The sequence below is a fragment of the Jannaschia marina genome, from assembly GCF_013404595.1.
Lineage (GTDB): Bacteria > Pseudomonadota > Alphaproteobacteria > Rhodobacterales > Rhodobacteraceae > Jannaschia > Jannaschia marina.
On sequence record NZ_JABVAX010000014.1, the window covers coordinates 1 to 15,043 of the forward strand.

The 15,043-nt window shown below is 67.6% G+C and carries 16 protein-coding genes and 1 pseudogene; 4 read left to right on the forward strand and 13 right to left on the reverse strand.

What is annotated here, in order from left to right:
* Window positions 1–346 precede the first annotated feature (346 nt).
* The 4 genes from HSX43_RS16350 to HSX43_RS16365 form a co-directional block, all read right to left on the reverse strand.
* Window positions 347–1,186, reverse strand: a complete 840-nt coding sequence (locus HSX43_RS16350; protein WP_179381209.1) for an LOG family protein — start codon at window positions 1,184–1,186, stop codon at window positions 347–349.
* Window positions 1,187–1,230: 44 nt separating this feature from the next.
* Window positions 1,231–1,686, reverse strand: coding sequence for a DMT family transporter (locus HSX43_RS16355; RefSeq protein ID WP_179381210.1), 456 nt, complete (start codon window positions 1,684–1,686; stop codon window positions 1,231–1,233).
* Window positions 1,687–1,807: 121 nt separating this feature from the next.
* Window positions 1,808–2,965 (reverse strand): helix-turn-helix domain-containing protein, encoded by a 1,158-nt coding sequence (locus HSX43_RS16360; RefSeq protein WP_179381211.1) that lies wholly within the window; start codon window positions 2,963–2,965, stop codon window positions 1,808–1,810.
* A gap of 111 nt (window positions 2,966–3,076) precedes the next feature.
* The gene (locus HSX43_RS16365; RefSeq protein WP_179381212.1) at window positions 3,077–3,259 is read right to left on the reverse strand and encodes a hypothetical protein; all 183 of its coding nucleotides are present in this window, start codon (window positions 3,257–3,259) and stop codon (window positions 3,077–3,079) included.
* Between the two features lie 316 nt (window positions 3,260–3,575).
* Here HSX43_RS16365 and dapD point away from each other — a divergent pair, with 316 nt between their 5' ends.
* Entirely contained in the window at window positions 3,576–4,403 is an 828-nt protein-coding gene (gene dapD, locus HSX43_RS16370) for a 2,3,4,5-tetrahydropyridine-2,6-dicarboxylate N-succinyltransferase (RefSeq protein WP_179381213.1), read from the forward strand.
* Window positions 4,404–4,473: 70 nt separating this feature from the next.
* Here dapD and HSX43_RS16375 read toward each other — a convergent pair whose 3' ends face one another.
* Window positions 4,474–4,716, reverse strand: a complete 243-nt coding sequence (locus HSX43_RS16375; RefSeq protein ID WP_235962707.1) for a DUF6525 family protein — start codon at window positions 4,714–4,716, stop codon at window positions 4,474–4,476.
* Window positions 4,717–4,817: 101 nt separating this feature from the next.
* Between HSX43_RS16375 and HSX43_RS16380 the strand changes: the two genes are divergently transcribed.
* A complete protein-coding gene (locus tag HSX43_RS16380) occupies window positions 4,818–5,063 on the forward strand; it encodes a GlsB/YeaQ/YmgE family stress response membrane protein (RefSeq protein WP_179381214.1) in 246 nt (81 codons plus the stop codon).
* Between the two features lie 78 nt (window positions 5,064–5,141).
* Here the strand turns inward: HSX43_RS16380 and HSX43_RS16385 are convergent, their stop codons facing one another.
* A complete protein-coding gene (locus tag HSX43_RS16385; protein WP_179381215.1) occupies window positions 5,142–6,212 on the reverse strand; it encodes a transporter substrate-binding domain-containing protein in 1,071 nt (356 codons plus the stop codon).
* 64 nt (window positions 6,213–6,276) lie between these two features.
* Between HSX43_RS16385 and HSX43_RS16390 the strand changes: the two genes are divergently transcribed.
* Window positions 6,277–6,618, forward strand: coding sequence for a hypothetical protein (locus HSX43_RS16390; protein WP_179381216.1), 342 nt, complete (start codon window positions 6,277–6,279; stop codon window positions 6,616–6,618).
* Window positions 6,611–7,762, forward strand: a complete 1,152-nt coding sequence (gene dapE / locus HSX43_RS16395; RefSeq protein WP_179381217.1) for a succinyl-diaminopimelate desuccinylase — start codon at window positions 6,611–6,613, stop codon at window positions 7,760–7,762. The genes HSX43_RS16390 and dapE overlap by 8 nt, the downstream gene beginning before the upstream one ends.
* Before the next feature lie 10 nt (window positions 7,763–7,772).
* Here the strand turns inward: dapE and yaaA are convergent, their stop codons facing one another.
* From yaaA to HSX43_RS16430, 7 genes and pseudogenes are all read right to left on the reverse strand, one after another.
* Window positions 7,773–8,543: a peroxide stress protein YaaA gene (yaaA, locus tag HSX43_RS16400; RefSeq protein ID WP_179381218.1), complete on the reverse strand. Its 771-nt coding sequence runs from the start codon at window positions 8,541–8,543 to the stop codon at window positions 7,773–7,775.
* Between the two features lie 43 nt (window positions 8,544–8,586).
* Window positions 8,587–10,620: a DNA helicase RecQ gene (gene recQ / locus HSX43_RS16405; RefSeq protein WP_179381219.1), complete on the reverse strand. Its 2,034-nt coding sequence runs from the start codon at window positions 10,618–10,620 to the stop codon at window positions 8,587–8,589.
* Window positions 10,621–10,800: 180 nt separating this feature from the next.
* Window positions 10,801–11,234, reverse strand: a pseudogene (locus HSX43_RS19710) (DDE-type integrase/transposase/recombinase); the annotation flags it as partial.
* Window positions 11,235–11,333: 99 nt separating this feature from the next.
* Window positions 11,334–12,185 carry an esterase-like activity of phytase family protein gene (locus tag HSX43_RS16415; RefSeq protein WP_179381220.1) on the reverse strand — a complete coding sequence of 284 codons (852 nt, stop codon included), beginning with the start codon at window positions 12,183–12,185 and terminating at the stop codon, window positions 11,334–11,336.
* The gene (gene mepA / locus HSX43_RS16420) at window positions 12,158–13,012 is read right to left on the reverse strand and encodes a penicillin-insensitive murein endopeptidase (RefSeq protein WP_407929386.1); all 855 of its coding nucleotides are present in this window, start codon (window positions 13,010–13,012) and stop codon (window positions 12,158–12,160) included. The genes HSX43_RS16415 and mepA overlap by 28 nt, the downstream gene beginning before the upstream one ends.
* Window positions 13,009–14,403 carry an MFS transporter gene (locus HSX43_RS16425; RefSeq protein ID WP_328795457.1) on the reverse strand — a complete coding sequence of 465 codons (1,395 nt, stop codon included), beginning with the start codon at window positions 14,401–14,403 and terminating at the stop codon, window positions 13,009–13,011. The genes mepA and HSX43_RS16425 overlap by 4 nt, the downstream gene beginning before the upstream one ends.
* Window positions 14,404–14,420: 17 nt before the next feature.
* Window positions 14,421–14,984 carry an acyl-CoA thioesterase gene (locus HSX43_RS16430; protein ID WP_179381223.1) on the reverse strand — a complete coding sequence of 188 codons (564 nt, stop codon included), beginning with the start codon at window positions 14,982–14,984 and terminating at the stop codon, window positions 14,421–14,423.
* Between the last annotated feature and the right edge of the window lie 59 nt (window positions 14,985–15,043).

Sequence of the window (15,043 nt, forward strand, 5' to 3'; positions counted from 1 at the left end):
CGATAAAACAGGTTCTCCTGCGCTTCCAACCGTCCCATCATCGCCCGCCCCCCATGCCATATGGCACGATTGAATCAGCCGATCACACCCCAATCAAGGCCAGAGTTTTTCACCAGCATCGGACGCTTGTGACGAGACCAAGAAGGGCGACAATTAGGGCGCTCGGCGACTGGTTTGCCAAATATATAATCGCCTAAGGTTAACGATGCGGGTTCCGACGCGTGCGGGCCAGGTCGTGGCGGATCCGACCCGGATGGCACCGGGCCGACAGGACATCGAAGACCTGTCGGTCGCACCGTCGGTTCGATCTACCGCGTACCGTGCACGGCCCCTCGTCCAGCCGATCTCAGCGATGCCATGCCCGCCGCGTGCGCGGGTGTGGCCAGTTCTCCATCAGCGCAAGCGCGTCCTCGGCGGTTTCCACGAAGCGGAAGAGGTCGATGTCGTCCGCTCCGATCGTTCCGGCCTCCTGCAGCGCTTCCCAGTTCACGATGGAGCGCCAGAAGTCCTCGCCGAACAGAAGGAACGGCACGCGCTCCATCCGGCCCGTCTGGATCAATGTCAGCGCCTCGAAGAGCTCGTCGAGCGTGCCGAAGCCACCCGGAAAGACGCAGATCGCGCTCGCCCGCATCAGGAAATGCATCTTGCGGATCGCGAAGTAGTGGAAGTTGAAGCTCAGATCCGGTGTGACGAACTCGTTCGGGGCCTGCTCGTGCGGCAGAACGATGTTGAGACCGATCGAGCGGCCGCCGGCGTCCGCGGCTCCGCGGTTGCCCGCTTCCATCACCCCCGGCCCGCCCCCGGTCACGATGACGTTCTCCCGACCGTCCGACGTCGCGAGGGACCGCTCCGTCACCATCTTCGCGAAGCGGCGGGCCTCGTCGTACTGCGCGGTCAGCCTGCGCAGCGTTTCCGTGCGCGCCGTCTCCCTGTGCTCGGGACGGGGGATGCGCGCGCCGCCAAACATCACCACGGTCGACGTGACCTCGGCTTCGTCCATCAAAAGTTCCGGCTTCATCAGCTCGAGCTGCAGGCGCACGGGGCGCAACTCGTCCCGGCAGAGGAAATCCTCGTCGGCGAAGGCCAGACGGTAGGCCGGGTTCCGGGTCTGCGGCGTCTCGGGGACGGTGCGGGCCGTGGTGCGGTCTTCCTTGGAATGGCGGAGCGGGTGGCGGGCGTCGGTCATGTCGGTCCTCGGATTGGATCAGCGGGGTCTAGCAGGCGTTCGCGTCAAAGCCGAGAGAGGATGAGCCCGCCGGCCACCATCGCCAGCGCCAGCACCCGCGTGGGCGTGATCGGGTGAACCGGGGCGGCGAAGGCCCCGATCGCGTCGAGGACGAGCGCCGCCGAGAGCTGCCCGAGCAGAAGCGCGGCGAAGGCCGTGAGGATGCCGATCGTCGGCACCGACCAGAGCATCGCCCAGACGACGACCGCACCGAGAAGCCCGCCGAGCCAGTAGACCGGGGGCATCGACGTGGCCTTCGCCAGCGACGGTGCCTGACCGAAGAGGACCGTCAGCAGAAGGAGCGCGACGAAGCCCACGCCGAAGCTGATCGCCGCGGCGGCGACGCCCCCGCCGATGCCCCGGCCGAGCGCGGCGTTGAGCGGGGCCTGCACGCCGAAGCCCACGCCGGCGGCGAAGACCACGAGGATGGGAATCAGGAGGGCGGGCGACAGGCTGGGCATGGGGACCTCCGGTGCGGGTTTCACGGCACGGTAGCGATCCGTGCCGCGATGCACAGGGGTTTCTTGTCGGCACGCGGCGAGGAGACCCTGCTGTCCGCCGGGTTGCCGCGGCCCTCGGGGCTCAGCGTCTCAGGTCGGAGGGCGTCTTGCCCGTATGGCGCTTGAAAGCCTTGTAGAAGGCCGAGCGGGAATTGAAGCCCACGTCATAGGCGATCGTCAGGATCGTCTCGTCCGTCGTGTTCAGCTGTTCGATGGCGCTCTCGATCCGCCATCCGTTCACGAGGTCGAAGAAGCTCTTGTTCAGGTGCGTGTTCAAAGCCTGCGACACGTAATGGGAGGTGACGCCGATGTGCTTTCCCAGATCCCAGAGCGACAGGTTGGGGTCGCGGTAGAGCGCGTCCTCGGCCATGGCGTCCTCGACCTTGCGGGCAATGCGGCGCAGGCGGTCGTCATCCAGTGCGGATTTCTCGTATTTCCTCGACTGCCGCGCGTCGGGTTCCGGCGTCGCCACGACGGGGTGGCGGGTCAGGCCGGGCCGCTGGCGCAGGCCCCAGACCCCGAGAGCCCAGAACAGGCCGAGCAACGCCAGGCTGTTCACGACGGGCCACCACATATCGCGCGTCTGCTCGGCAAAGAGGCCGGACACGACCGATGCGGTGAGCGCGATGTTCACGCAGAGGTAGGCGGCCATGCAGGCCAGGAGGACCCAGATCCAGGTCAACTCGCGGTTCTCCGTGCTGGCGAAGACCTCCCGGAGACGGACGCGATAGGCCAGCAGGCGACGGACGATCAGGTAGATGTAAGTGGCGACGACCGCCTTGAAGAGGAGGTCCGCCAGCAGGACGGCTGCCCCGACGAGGACGAAGCGCAGGGCGCGGGGGTCGTTCTCCTGCAGCGCGTCCGCGTCGAACCCGTTCGGCAGCAGCAGAAGCGTCCAGAAGAGCAGCAGTACCGGAACGATCGCGGCCACGTGGCGCAAGAGGTTCGGGATGCGGTCGACTGGGCCCTCGGTCGTGAGCGCGCGCACGTAGGCCCAGAGCAGGAACGGCAGGGTCGTCTCGAGCCCCGCGACGAGCACGCTTGCGCGGAAGAGGAGCCCCGTGCCGTCGGGATCGAACGTCTCGTGCAACAGGCCGATCCCGAGCGACGCCCCCTGGAACAGGAACAGAAGCGCGAGGGGAAGATAAACACCGGGATCCCGCCGGCGGAGCAGCAGGAGATGCGCGCAGAACAGGCAGATGCCGGTCGTGGCGATACCGATGGAGGTTTCCAGTGTCATGGGATGCCCGTCCCGGCCTCCTTGCGTTTCTAGATGGTCTGCGACGCCGCCGAGGGGATCGCAATCCCGGGTGAGATCGGGTCCCCGTCGGACGGGGACCCGCCGTCTGCGTCAAAGGCCGATGACCGAGGTCGCGAGCGCCTGGTTCTCGGCGGCCACCCGTTCCTGGACGGCGCGGCAGGCCTGAAGGTTTCCTTCGAGGCAGGCCGTATCGAGCTGTTCGCGCGCGGCGATCTCCGCGGGGGACTCGCAGGCGCTGAGGCCCAGGAAGGCCAGGATCATGAGTTTCTTCATCGTCGTTTTTCTCTTCTTTCTTCGGCGCGGGCCGTCACGGCCAGGAACGAGGGTCGGTCCGCGCGCAGGTCTGTGTTGGAGGGAAGTCTGTCTTTGTGAGTGAGGTCGTACCGGGTCTCCTGGATGAGCGATCGGTGGGACCCTGACCCGTCTGATGCGGTCCTGTCGTCCACCCCAACGGGCGGAGACACCTCTTTGCGGCGGCGAGGCGGCCGGCCCCCCACGGGCCGGGTTTCCGCGCGCCCGCAGGATTGCCCCGTGCGGGGCAGGCGGATAAGAGCGGGCCAGTCTTTTCCCCGCCCCAAAGAGGCCGCCCATGTCGAACGATCAGCTGGAAACCGCCATCGAAGCCGCTTGGGAGGCGCGCGACACGATCACGCCGCAGACCACGGGCGAGGCGCGGGAGGCGATCGAGGCCACGCTCGACGCCCTCGACAGCGGCAGCCTGCGCGTCGCGGAGCGGCAGGACAGTGGCGACTGGCACGTCAATCAATGGGCCAAGAAGGCCGTGCTTCTGGGCTTCCGCCTCAAGGACATGGAGTTGCAGTCGGGCGGTCCGCAGGGCAGCAGCTGGTGGGACAAGGTCGACAGCAAGTTCCACGGCTGGAACGCGGCCAAGTGGGAGCAGGCGGGCTTCCGCGCGGTGCCGAACTGCGTGGTGCGCAAGTCGGCCTACGTCGCGCCTGGCGTGGTGCTGATGCCGTCCTTCGTGAACCTCGGGGCCTATGTCGACAGCGGCACCATGGTCGACACCTGGGCCACCGTCGGGTCCTGCGCGCAGATCGGCAAGAACGTGCATCTCTCGGGCGGCGTCGGCATCGGCGGGGTTCTGGAGCCGATGCAAGCGGGACCGACGATCATCGAGGACAATTGCTTCATCGGGGCCCGCTCGGAGGTCGTCGAGGGCTGCATCGTGCGCGAAGGTTCGGTGCTCGGCATGGGCGTCTTCATCGGCAAGTCGACCAAGATCGTCGACCGCGAGACCGGGGACGTGATGTACGGCGAGGTACCGCCCTATTCTGTCGTCGTGGCGGGCTCGATGCCCTCGAAGAACGGCGTGAACCTCTATTGCGCCGTGATCGTGAAGCGGGTCGACGCGCAGACCCGCTCCAAGACCGGTATCAACGAGCTTCTGCGCGACTGAGCGGGCAGAAGCATCTGGTCTGTCGGGGCCCTACCCCGGACCCCGGAGTATTGGGGAAGTAGAGAAGCGGCTATTTGCCCGAGGCGTCCCTTTCGAGGGCCGCTTCTTCCAGTGCATCCATGTAGGCGCGTGCGGCCTTTGTGCGGCCAAGCCCCCTCCAGAGCGCCTTGCGCCACGCGCGATGTGCCGAGCGCGGCTCCCATTGCAGGCGCGCGGTCGCCAGCCAGTCGCGCAGGGCAGGCGGCAGGGCATCGTAGTCGGCCATGACCCGCTTGCGGTCACGGGCTTCGATCAGGGGCGACTTGCGGGGCATGGAGGTGACATGCGCCTCCGCGCGGGTGCTGTCAAACCCGGGAACCGCGGCGCGTTCCGCGCGTTTTCACTCCATCACGCACAACCAAGGAGAGATGCGTCATGGGTCTCGGATTCTTCGCCTCCATCATCGTCGGCGGCCTGGCCGGATGGATCGCCAGCATGATTATGAAGGCCGACACGGGCCTTCTGTTGAACATCGTCCTCGGGATCGTCGGGGCCGTCGTCCTGAACGCGATCCTGAGCCTCGTCGGCATCTATGCCGCGAACGCGTGGATCCCGCAGCTTTTCGTGGGCATCGCCGGGGCCTGCCTGCTGATCTTCGGTGTGCGGGCGGTGCGCAACTAGGGTCACGTAATCGTCGGGCCCGACCCGACGATCTTCCCAATAGATGGCCGGGTCACGCCTGGCCATTTTCGCGTCGGTTCAGCGGTCCGTGTAGGACGCCCCGAACCATGTCCGCTGGATCTCGCCATAGGTGCCGTCTTCCTCCAACCGCAGGAGTGCGCGGTTGATGCGTTCCCGCAGGTCCGAGCCGGTCGGCAGGGCGATGCCGTAGTATTCCCGCTGGAACACCCGGTCGATGAGCCGCGCGTCGAGGTCGGGCGTGCTCTGCAGGTAGTAGGCGAGAACCGGGCCGTCGAAGGCGATCGCGTCGATTTCGCCGCCCTCGAAGGCATTCTGGAGCGTCGCGAGGTCCGCGTATGTCTGATGGGCGACGCGACGGGTTTCGAGATAGGTGGCGGTGGTCGAGCCTTCGGTCGTGCCGACCTTGCGACCGTCGAGATCGGTGATGCGCGCCACGTCCTGATTGATCGCGTCGAGCGTCAGGTTCGCGGTGATCTGCGCCACGAAGATCGAGACGACGAAGAGGCTGCCGACGATCATCAGCACACCGAAGACCCGGCCGAGCGGTGAGGCCGGGTCCTTCTCCTTGTAGTCGCCCGAGATCAGCACGTTCAGCGCCCACCAGAAGGCCGGAAAGGCCGCGCTGCGGGCATCGGTGCCGAAGTAGTCGTGCCGTCGCCGCTCGAAGGCCCACATCAGCATCCCCAGGGCGAAGAGCCCGCCTATGGCCAGAAGCCCGAGCAGAAGAAGCCGCGGCGAGAAGGCCGCGCGCAGCATCGGCCAGATCCCCGTCTCGGAGGTCATCAGCACCTGCACGCCGGCGCTGAAGATCGGCTGCGTGAAGTCCATGCGGGTTTCCCGGTCGGCCGTGATCGAGATGTTGGCGACGGCGGCATTTGCCTCGCCCGCCTCGACGGCCGCGAGCATGTCGGGAAAGGAAGCATAGCGGCGCACGTCGTAGACGAGACCCAGTTCCGCCGAGAGCGCGGCCCACAGATCGAGCGCGAAGCCCGTTTCTGCGCCGTCGACCGTCATCGAGAAGGGCGGGCGCGTTACCGTTGCAACGATGAGCCGGTCGCTCTCCGAGCCCTGCGGCCGAGCGGGCAGTGCGGTAATCAGAACGAGGAACAGGCTCAACAGGACACGCATTGGGGCATGACGCACGGGGCGGGCTCGGTTGACAAGCCCCCGGTCAGGGCGGACACCCGGGAGCATGTCCGACAAGAAGCCCAAGCGCCCGCATTTCGTTTTCACGCTCCTCGTGGAGGTGGGCCGCAAGTCCGGTGACGGTCTGCCCGACGGGGCTTCGGGTGCGGCCCTCATGTGCTACGCCAGTGGCGTCGACGAGGACGAAGCCGTGCGCGAGACGGTCGCCGTTCTCAAGACCGCCGATCTGAACGTGCTGGAGGTGACGGGCTACGGCTCGCTCGAGGAGCGGGAGGCCGAGGGCCATGACATCGACCCCGAGGAACGCAAGCTGATGGCGCGGGCGCTGCGCGAGAACTCGGTCGTGGTCGCGCAGACGACCGTCTTCCGGGAGGGCGAGGATGACTGACCCGGTCGCGCTCACGCAGGCGCTCGTCCGCTGTCCCTCGGTCACGCCCGAGGAGGGCGGGGCGCTCGTGCTGCTGGAGGAGCTGCTGTCGGGCGCGGGCTTTGCCTGCACGCGGGTCGACCGGAACGGGACGCCGAACCTCTACGCCCGCTGGGGCGCGAAGGGCCACCCGCGGACCTTCGGCTTCAATGGCCACACCGACGTGGTGCCCGTGGGCGACCGTGCGGCCTGGACGAAGGACCCCTTCGGCGGCGAAATCGACGACGGCTGGCTCTACGGGCGCGGCGCGACCGACATGAAATCTGGCGTCGCCGCCTTCGCCGCGGCTGCCGTGGACTTCGTGAACGAAAGCCCGCCCGACGGCGCGGTCGTCATCGCCATCACCGGCGACGAGGAGGGGGGCGCGACCGACGGGACCGTCGCGCTTCTCAACTGGATGGAGACGGAGGGGGAAAGACTCGACGTCTGCCTCGTCGGTGAGCCGACCTGCCCCGAACACATGGGCCAGATGATCAAGATCGGCCGGCGCGGCTCGCTTACGGCCTGGTTCACGGCAACGGGACGGCAGGGGCACTCCGCCTACCCGCATCTGGCGCTCAATCCCTTGCCGGCGCTCGCACGGCTCATGGCCGACCTGTCGGAGCAGGTCTTCGACGAGGGCACCGATCACTTCGATGCGTCGACCCTTGCGCTGGTCACGATGGACGTCGGGAACCCGGCCACGAACGTCATCCCCGCCGAAGGCCGCGCGACCGTCAACATCCGCTTCAACGACGCGCATACCGGCGCGGACCTCATCGCGTGGATGCGCGGCGAGGCCGATCGCATTTCCGCCGAGACTGGCGTGACGATCGGGATGGAGACGAAGATCTCGGGCGAGAGCTTCCTGACGCCGCCCGGTCCCCTGTCTGACCTCGTCTCGCAGGCCGTGCAGATCGAGACGAACCGCGTGCCGGAGCTCTCGACGACAGGCGGCACCTCGGATGCGCGTTTCGTTAAGGACCATTGCGCGGTCGTGGAATTCGGCCTCGTCGGTCACCGGATGCATGCCGTCGACGAGCGCGTCCGGGTGGAGCAGATCGGGCAGTTGAAGGCGATCTACGGTCGCATCCTGCGCGACTATTTCGACGGGACGCCCGGCTGAGCCTCTCGGGTCAGGCGGCCTTCTGTGCCGTATCGGGCCGCAGGAACACCGGGGCCTCGGCGGTCGAGCGGTCGGGCTGGTAGGCATAGCCGCCGGTCTCGAAGGCCGCGAGCTCGGCCGGGTCGGTAATACGGTTCTCCATGACGAAACGCGCCATTGCCCCGCGCGCCTGCTTGGCGAAGAAGCTGATCACCTTGGGGCCGGCGGGCTTGTCCTCGAGGAAGGTCGGCGTAATGACCGGAAGGGTCAGGACCGAGCGGTCGACCGCGCCGAAATACTCCTGGCTTGCGCAGTTCAGAAGATGGGTCGCGCCAACCGCCTCCGCGTCGGCGTTTAGCGCCCGCGCGATCCGGTCGCCCCAGAAGGCATAGAGCGTCTTGCCGCGCGGCGTCTTGAGGCGGCTTCCCATCTCCAGCCGGTACGGCTTGAGCGCATCGAAGGGGCCGAGCAGGCCGAACATCCCCGACAGGATGCGCAGATGCCCGCCCGCGTGGCGCAGCGCGTCTTCCGACAGCGTGGCGGCCTCGAGCCCGGTATAGGTGTCGCCCGCGAAGGCGAAGAGCGCCGCCTTCTCGGGGGCTTTATCCCAGTCGCGGAAGCGGTCCCGGTTCAGGACGGCAAGGCTCTCCGAGATCGACATGAGTTTCATCAGATCGGCCACCGACAGCCCGCGCGTCACGTCGAGAAGCTCCGTCACCTCGCCCGGAAAGCGGATCGGCGTGGTCTCGTGCGTCACGACGTCGAAGTCGAGCTTCTTGGCGGGCGAGAGGACGGTCAGCATGGGCGGCTCCTTTGGCCTCAATCTAGGGACCGGCGCGCGGGCCTCAACCCTCGCGCAGCACTTCGAGGAAGGCGTCGCCGAAGCGCTCTGCGTGGCGCTCGCCGAGGATACGGGTGATGTCGTCGGCCTCGGGGCGCGCGCGTGCGACCTTGGCCAGTTGCGACGACGAACAGGTCATCGGCTTGTCGGTTCCGGTCTCGCCGCGGCTCAGGTCGTTCTGTACCGAAAGGAGCCGGTCGTAGATCGCCCCCTCGCTCCGCCCGGCGAGCTTGCGGCGGGCCGGGTGCACGGCCTCGGGCATCTCGCCGGTCAGGACGGCAAGGAATGTCGCACCGTAGCGGTCGAGCTTCTTGGCCCCGACGCCAGAGATCCGCGCCATCGTGTCGAGCGTTTCGGGCCGCGTCTCTGCCATCTCGATCAGGGTGCGGTCGGTGAAGACGACGTAGGCCGGCACCCCCTGCGCCTCGGCCAGCGCGCGGCGCTTCGCCTTGAGCGCCGAGAGCATCGGTGCATCTTCTTCCGACACCAGCTGTTTGACGGCCGGCCGGCGCTCGGCCCTCTTGATGCTGTCGCGGCGCAGCGTCACGCTCTCCTCCCCGCGCAGGATGGGCCGGGCCGGCTCGGTCATGCGCAGCGCGCCGTGGCGCTCGGCGTCGGGCCGCACGAGGTCGAGGCCCATCATCTGCCGGAAGATCGCCTGCCACTGAGGCTTCGGCGTGTCAGAGCCGCAGCCCCATGTCGGCAGGCTGTCGTGCGCGAAGCGCCGGGTCTTCTCCGTCTCCGTCCCGGTCAGCACGTCGATCAGATGGCCGGTGCCGAACCGCTCCTCCGTGCGCAGCATCGCCGAGAGCGCCTTGCGCACCTCGGTCGTCGCATCGAAGAGATCGGGCGGTGTCTCGCAGAGGTCGCAATTGCCACAGGGCTCGGCCCCCTCGCCGAAGTACCGCAGGAGCGTCACGCGGCGGCAGACCTGCGCCTCGGCGAGGCCCAGGAGAGCGTTCAGTCGGCCGTGGTCTGCGGCGCGCATCTCGGGCGGGGCAAGCCCCTCGTCTATCTGCTGCCGGCGATAGCGGATGTCGTCTGCCCCGAAGAGCGTGAGCGTGTCGGCCGGGGCCCCGTCGCGCCCGGCGCGGCCGATCTCCTGATAATAGGCCTCGATCGACTTCGGCAGGTCGGCGTGCGCCACCCAGCGAATATCCGGCTTGTCGATGCCCATGCCGAAGGCCACTGTCGCGACGACGATCAGCCCGTCTTCCTGCTGGAACCTCCGCTCGACAGCCCGCCGGTCCTCCGCATCCATGCCGCCGTGATAGTGGCAGGCGCTATGGCCATCGTCGCCGAGTGCCTTCGCCAGCGTCTCGGTCTTGGCCCGGGTGCCGCAGTAGACGATGCCCGACTGCCCCTTGCGGGCGGCCGCGAACGAAAGGATCTGCCGGCGCGGCCCGTCCTTCGGCTGGAAGGTCAGCGTGATGTTCGGTCGGTCGAAACCGTGCAGGAAGACCTCGGGCGGCGCGGCGAAGAGGCGGCGCACCATCTCGTCCCGCGTCTCGGCATCGGCGGTCGCGGTGAAGGCGGCGAGCGGCACGTCGAGCGCGCGGCGCAATTCTCCGATGCGCAGGTAGTCGGGGCGGAAATCGTGGCCCCACTGGCTGACGCAATGGGCTTCGTCCACGGCGATGAGCGCGCATCCCGCGCGCCGCAGCATCCGCTCCGTGCCCGAGGAGGCGAGCCGCTCGGGCGCGATGTAGAGCAGTTTGAGCGTACCGTCCTCGATCGCTTGCCAGACAGCCTCGGTCTCTTCCTCGGTGTTGCCGGAGGTGAGCGCCCCGGCCACGACCCCGGCCTCCTGCAGCGCGCGCACCTGGTCGCGCATCAGCGCGATGAGCGGCGAGATGACCACGGTCAGCCCGTCACGGCAGAGCGCCGGCAGCTGGAAGCAGAGCGACTTGCCACCGCCGGTCGGCATGATGGCGAGCACGTCGTGCCCCGCGACCACCGCCTCCACGATTTCCGACTGGCCGGGGCGGAAGGCGTCGAATCCGAAGATGGAGGACAGGAGGTCCTGCGGATCTGGCATCGGGTCTGCTCTGCTCGGTTTCCCTCCGAATCCCATAGCGGCGGATGGGAAACAAGCGATTAAAGATAGGTGACTGTATATTTCACAAACCCAACAATGCCGTTTATTCGGATGCTTTTGCCGGTTTGCGGTAGCGTCAGAGTATAGCCCAGATTGGAGCTCTCCCGGTTTTGTGGACGGTTATAAGTTGGAGAACTCTAGCGTTTCGAGCGCGATTCTTTCGTCGTCGATGAGCGAGAGATAGCCCAGAGCCAGGTGACGGCGGCCGGGGGTGTACCAGCCCTCGATGAATTCGAAGATCGCCATGCGGGCTTCCGCCCTGGTCCGGGACTTTCGCCTGTCCGGAAGCTCGCATTCGAAGGTCGCAGAGAAGCTCTCGCACATGGCGTTGTCGTATGTGTCACTGACCGATCCTACGGACGGCCTGACGCCCGCCTCCTTGCAACCGAGACCGCACGCAACGGATGTGTATTGCGCGAATGGTCGCTATATTGCACCACATCCGACGGCTTGCGCTGGCCGATCGCCATGTTCGCTGCATCGAGGACGAGCTGCGTCTTCAGGTTCCTCCCCATGGCCCAGCCGAGGATCCGGCGCGAAAACGCATCGAATACGATATGCGCGAAAGGCGCGCCCGAAGTGCGGCTGGCCTCTCTTCTCGTGCAGCGCGCCGACGCCGAACGCGCGGGTGTCGCCGGTCGGCCGGCCCGCCGCTACTCGACCACGTAGTCCACGAACTCCGTCCGCTGGATCAGCGGGCGCTGGTTGTCGTCGGAAATCATCGTGAGCCGGATACGGTCCGACTCGTCCTGCCAGACCTCAAGACCCTCGAGGTTGTCGTGCACGCCGATCCCGCTCTGGAACACGAGGCGTTCGTCCCTTCCGTCGAGGTCGAAGCTGCGCACGCGGCTGCGGAACCCGAGGAGCGCGAAGTCACGTTCGAGCAGGTAGAGCCGTCCGTCGGGGCCGATGTCGGCCCCCGATACGAGAAAACGTCCGTCCCGCCTGAGGGTAAACGGCTTCGACCAGGTCGTGCCGTCGAAGCGGTAGACGGGAAACGGCGTACCGAGGCCGCCCGACCGTTCTGGGATCGCGTAGAGCGTGCCGTCGGCATCCGCCGCGAGCGCCTCCAGACCCGAGTTCTCCTGCAGCCCGTCGAAACCGGCGTCCTGCGTGAAACGTTCCGGCGGCGTCGCGATGTCTGCATGGCGCATGACGCGGTGTGCCCCCTCGTAGGCCACGTAGAGCGCATCGCCCGCGGCGGCGATGGCCTCGGCGTCGGTCTCGCCCGCCTGCAGCGTGCCGCCGGTCGAGCGCAGGAGAGGACCATGAGCTGTCGGGCGGAACGCGCTGACCGCGCCGTCGGCGTCGCGCGCGAGCGTCCCGCGCACCCAATGGCCGCGGTCCGACAGCAGGAGCGCCGTACCGCCCGCCTCGAGGTGGAGAGCCGAATAGCCCCCCGCGCCGTCGAACCCCGGATCCCAGACGTGGGAGCCGAGGAAGACGGCCTCCGCGGCCGCCGAGGCGGGCAGCAGGGTCAGCGCGAGGAGAGGACCGAGACGCATTGCGTTGGCAGGTCGGCGAGTTGCAGCTCCCGCCGCGGGCGCGCGGGTGCGGCATTCGGGTCGGGCGGCGGCGGGTTCAGGATGTTGTTCACCCAGTCCTGCGCCTCGGCGCAGCCGTCGCCCGGGGGGGGCGGGTCCTGGTTCAGGCAGCCGCTCGCGCCGCGCGGGCAGGAGATGCGGACGTGCATGTGATAATGGTGCCCGTACCAGGGCCGGACCTTGCGGAGCCACGAACGGTCCCCCGTCTCGGTACGGCACATCTCGACCTTGGCACCGGGGAAGATGAAGATGCGCGCCGTGCGCGGATCCTGCGCGGCCTTCTTCACCAGCTCGTGCTGCCCCCGGCTCCAGTTCGAATTGACGAAGGCCCCGTTCGAGCGGCGCATGGAAACGGCCGAGAGGTTCTCGCGCTCGCGCCGGGTGAGCGTCATGTCGGTCGCCGGATAGAGCCAGATGTCGGCGTCGAGGCCGATCTGGTGGCTCCGGTGGCCCGAGAGCATGGGACCGCCGCGCGGCTGGCTCAGGTCGCCCACGTAGATGCCGCCCCAGCCGATCCGGTTCATATGGCGGCCGATGTCCTGCACGAGGTCGACGAGCTCGGGATGGCCCCAGTTGCGGTTGCGGCTGAGGCGCATCGCCTGCCAGCTGTCGCCCGTCTCGGGCAGTTCCACCAGACCCGCGGCACAGCCCCGTGCGTAGCTCCCGAAGGGCTCCGCGCGCTGTTGCGAGCCGGTCTGCGCCGCTCCGAACTGCGTCTTGGCAAGCTGCGCCTCGGCGGGCGGCGCAAGCGCCAGCCCGAGGCAGATTGCGATGGCACGGATCATCATGCGCTCTCCCCTTCCGCTTTGACCCAGAATAGCAGGATCAGACCCAGTATGAACAATCCAACCACCGGGAGAACCCCGATCTGCTGGCTTCCCGACATCAGCGTCACGATGCCGATCAAAAGCGGTGCAAGGAAGGCCGTGGCCTTTCCGGCGAGCGCGTAGAGGCCGAAGCCCTCGGTCACGTGATCCGGGTCGACGAGACGCACGAGCATGGTCCGGCTCGACGCCTGCAGCGACCCGCCGGCGGCCCCGATCGCCGCGCCGAGGACATAGAACGTGAGGCTCGGCAGGGCGGAGCCTTCTGGCACCGGCACGAAGAGGACTGTAGTGGGCGTCACCGTCACCACGGTCAGCGAGATGAGCGTGAGCGCGACGACGCAGAAGACGATCACGGGTTTCGGGCCCCGCGCCCGGTCGACGCGTCCGCCGATCCACGCGAAGATCGCCCCGGTGATCGCGGCGATGATGCCGAAGACGCCGATGTCGACCGGGCTCCAGCCGAGGACGCCGGCGGTATAGATGCCACCGAAGGTGTAGAGCCCGTTGAGCGCGTCGCGGTAGAGCATCGACCCTCCGAGATAGGCCATGAAGGAGGGGCGGCCCGGCAACGACCGGACGGTCTCGGCCAGACGGCGGAGTGTCTCGCCGACCGAGGTCATCGTGTCGGAAACGGCGCGCGCGGGCTTCACCCAGAGGAAGAACGGCACCATGAAGACGACGTACCAAAGGGCCGTGAACGGGCCGACGAAGCGTGTGCCCTCGCGCATATCGGGATCGAGACCGAGGATCGGCGCGATGCCGAGGAAGGTCACGCCGGCCTCGTTCTCGGCGAAGAAAAGCAGCATCACCACGAGCGAGAGCACGCCGCCGACGTATCCCAGCGCCCATCCGGAGCCCGAGATGCGCCCGATCTCCTCGCGCGGGCCGAGGGTCGGCAGCATGGCGTTGGTAAAAATCGTCGCGAATTCCATGCCGATGAGGCCGATGCAGAAGACCAGCAGAATGGGCCAGACGGTTTCGGCCCCCGGCACCGCGAACCAGAGCGCGGCCGAGCCGAGAACGTAGAGGACCGAGAACGTCTTGATCCAGGTCAGATGCCTGCCCGAGGCATCGGCCATCGCCCCAAGGACAGGCGCGCTGATCGCCATGACGAAACCGGCGGCCCCGACGGCGAAGCCGAAGGCCGATTGCGCCTCGACCGGGTCGTCCATGACGGCGCTGGCGAAATAGGGACCGAAGATGAAGGTCAGGAGCAGCGTGTTGTAGGGCTGCGACGCGAAGTCGAACATCATCCAGCCGCGCACGCGGCGTCTCAGTGCCGTGTCGATCATCGTCCGCCCTTCCCCAGGTGCAGGGCGCACCTTGGGCGGCTTTGTGACGCGGTGCAACACGGGCAGTGGCCGCCCCCCTAGATCGAGGGGGGTGTGTGACCCGCGGGTACGGCTCCTTCGGGTGGCCAGGGGCGGGTGCCCTCGGCCTCGATCCAGGCGGCGACCCAGGCCGGCATCTCGGGCGCGGGGCCGTCGTGGCCGATCTCGCGCAGGGCCTCGGCGGGGTCGACGGTGCCGCCCTTCGCGGTGACCGCCGTGCGCAGGAGGGCCTGCGACGTGCAGGTGCCGTTCACCCACATCGCCTGGACGATATACACGAACTTGTGGTCCCAGCCGACGCAGCGCGTGTGCATCTCGATCCGCTGGAAGCCTGTCACGCGGCGGCGGTAGCGGATGCTCGCGCCGGCGACGGCGAGCCCCCATTTGCGCCGACGCAGCGCCGCGGCAAGCCCCATGCGCTGCCCGGCCGTGAACCGGCCGATGTCGTAGAGCGTGAGCGTGCGCCCGTTGTTGAGTTCGAGAAATCCGTCGAGATCCCAAGGCAGGCAGATGTGATGCGACACATGGGTTTCGGTCGGCGCGATCGGCGGGGCCTTGCGCTGCTGCCAGAGCTGCCAGGCCAGTCGGACGAAGGGATACATGGGTGCCGTGTTGACCTTGGTGCGGTTTACGTCAACCCCGACCACGCGTCAGCTTGCGG

Excerpts from the sequence above, each read along its gene's own strand:
- dapE (WP_179381217.1), top strand. The coding sequence starts at position 6,611 with ATGACTGACCCGGTCGCGCTCACGCAGGCGCTCGTCCGCTGTCCCTCG.
- HSX43_RS16375 (WP_235962707.1), bottom strand. The coding sequence starts at position 4,716 with ATGCCCCGCAAGTCGCCCCTGATCGAAGCCCGTGACCGCAAGCGGGTC.
- HSX43_RS16355 (WP_179381210.1), bottom strand. The coding sequence starts at position 1,686 with ATGCCCAGCCTGTCGCCCGCCCTCCTGATTCCCATCCTCGTGGTCTTC.
- yaaA (WP_179381218.1), bottom strand. The coding sequence starts at position 8,543 with ATGCTGACCGTCCTCTCGCCCGCCAAGAAGCTCGACTTCGACGTCGTG.
- HSX43_RS16415 (WP_179381220.1), bottom strand. The coding sequence starts at position 12,185 with ATGCGTCTCGGTCCTCTCCTCGCGCTGACCCTGCTGCCCGCCTCGGCG.
- mepA (WP_407929386.1), bottom strand. The coding sequence starts at position 13,012 with ATGATGATCCGTGCCATCGCAATCTGCCTCGGGCTGGCGCTTGCGCCG.
- HSX43_RS16365 (WP_179381212.1), bottom strand. The coding sequence starts at position 3,259 with ATGAAGAAACTCATGATCCTGGCCTTCCTGGGCCTCAGCGCCTGCGAG.
- dapD (WP_179381213.1), top strand. The coding sequence starts at position 3,576 with ATGTCGAACGATCAGCTGGAAACCGCCATCGAAGCCGCTTGGGAGGCG.
- HSX43_RS16380 (WP_179381214.1), top strand. The coding sequence starts at position 4,818 with ATGGGTCTCGGATTCTTCGCCTCCATCATCGTCGGCGGCCTGGCCGGA.
- HSX43_RS16430 (WP_179381223.1), bottom strand. The coding sequence starts at position 14,984 with ATGTATCCCTTCGTCCGACTGGCCTGGCAGCTCTGGCAGCAGCGCAAG.
- recQ (WP_179381219.1), bottom strand. The coding sequence starts at position 10,620 with ATGCCAGATCCGCAGGACCTCCTGTCCTCCATCTTCGGATTCGACGCC.
- HSX43_RS16360 (WP_179381211.1), bottom strand. The coding sequence starts at position 2,965 with ATGACACTGGAAACCTCCATCGGTATCGCCACGACCGGCATCTGCCTG.
- HSX43_RS16385 (WP_179381215.1), bottom strand. The coding sequence starts at position 6,212 with ATGCGTGTCCTGTTGAGCCTGTTCCTCGTTCTGATTACCGCACTGCCC.
- HSX43_RS16390 (WP_179381216.1), top strand. The coding sequence starts at position 6,277 with ATGTCCGACAAGAAGCCCAAGCGCCCGCATTTCGTTTTCACGCTCCTC.
- HSX43_RS16350 (WP_179381209.1), bottom strand. The coding sequence starts at position 1,186 with ATGACCGACGCCCGCCACCCGCTCCGCCATTCCAAGGAAGACCGCACC.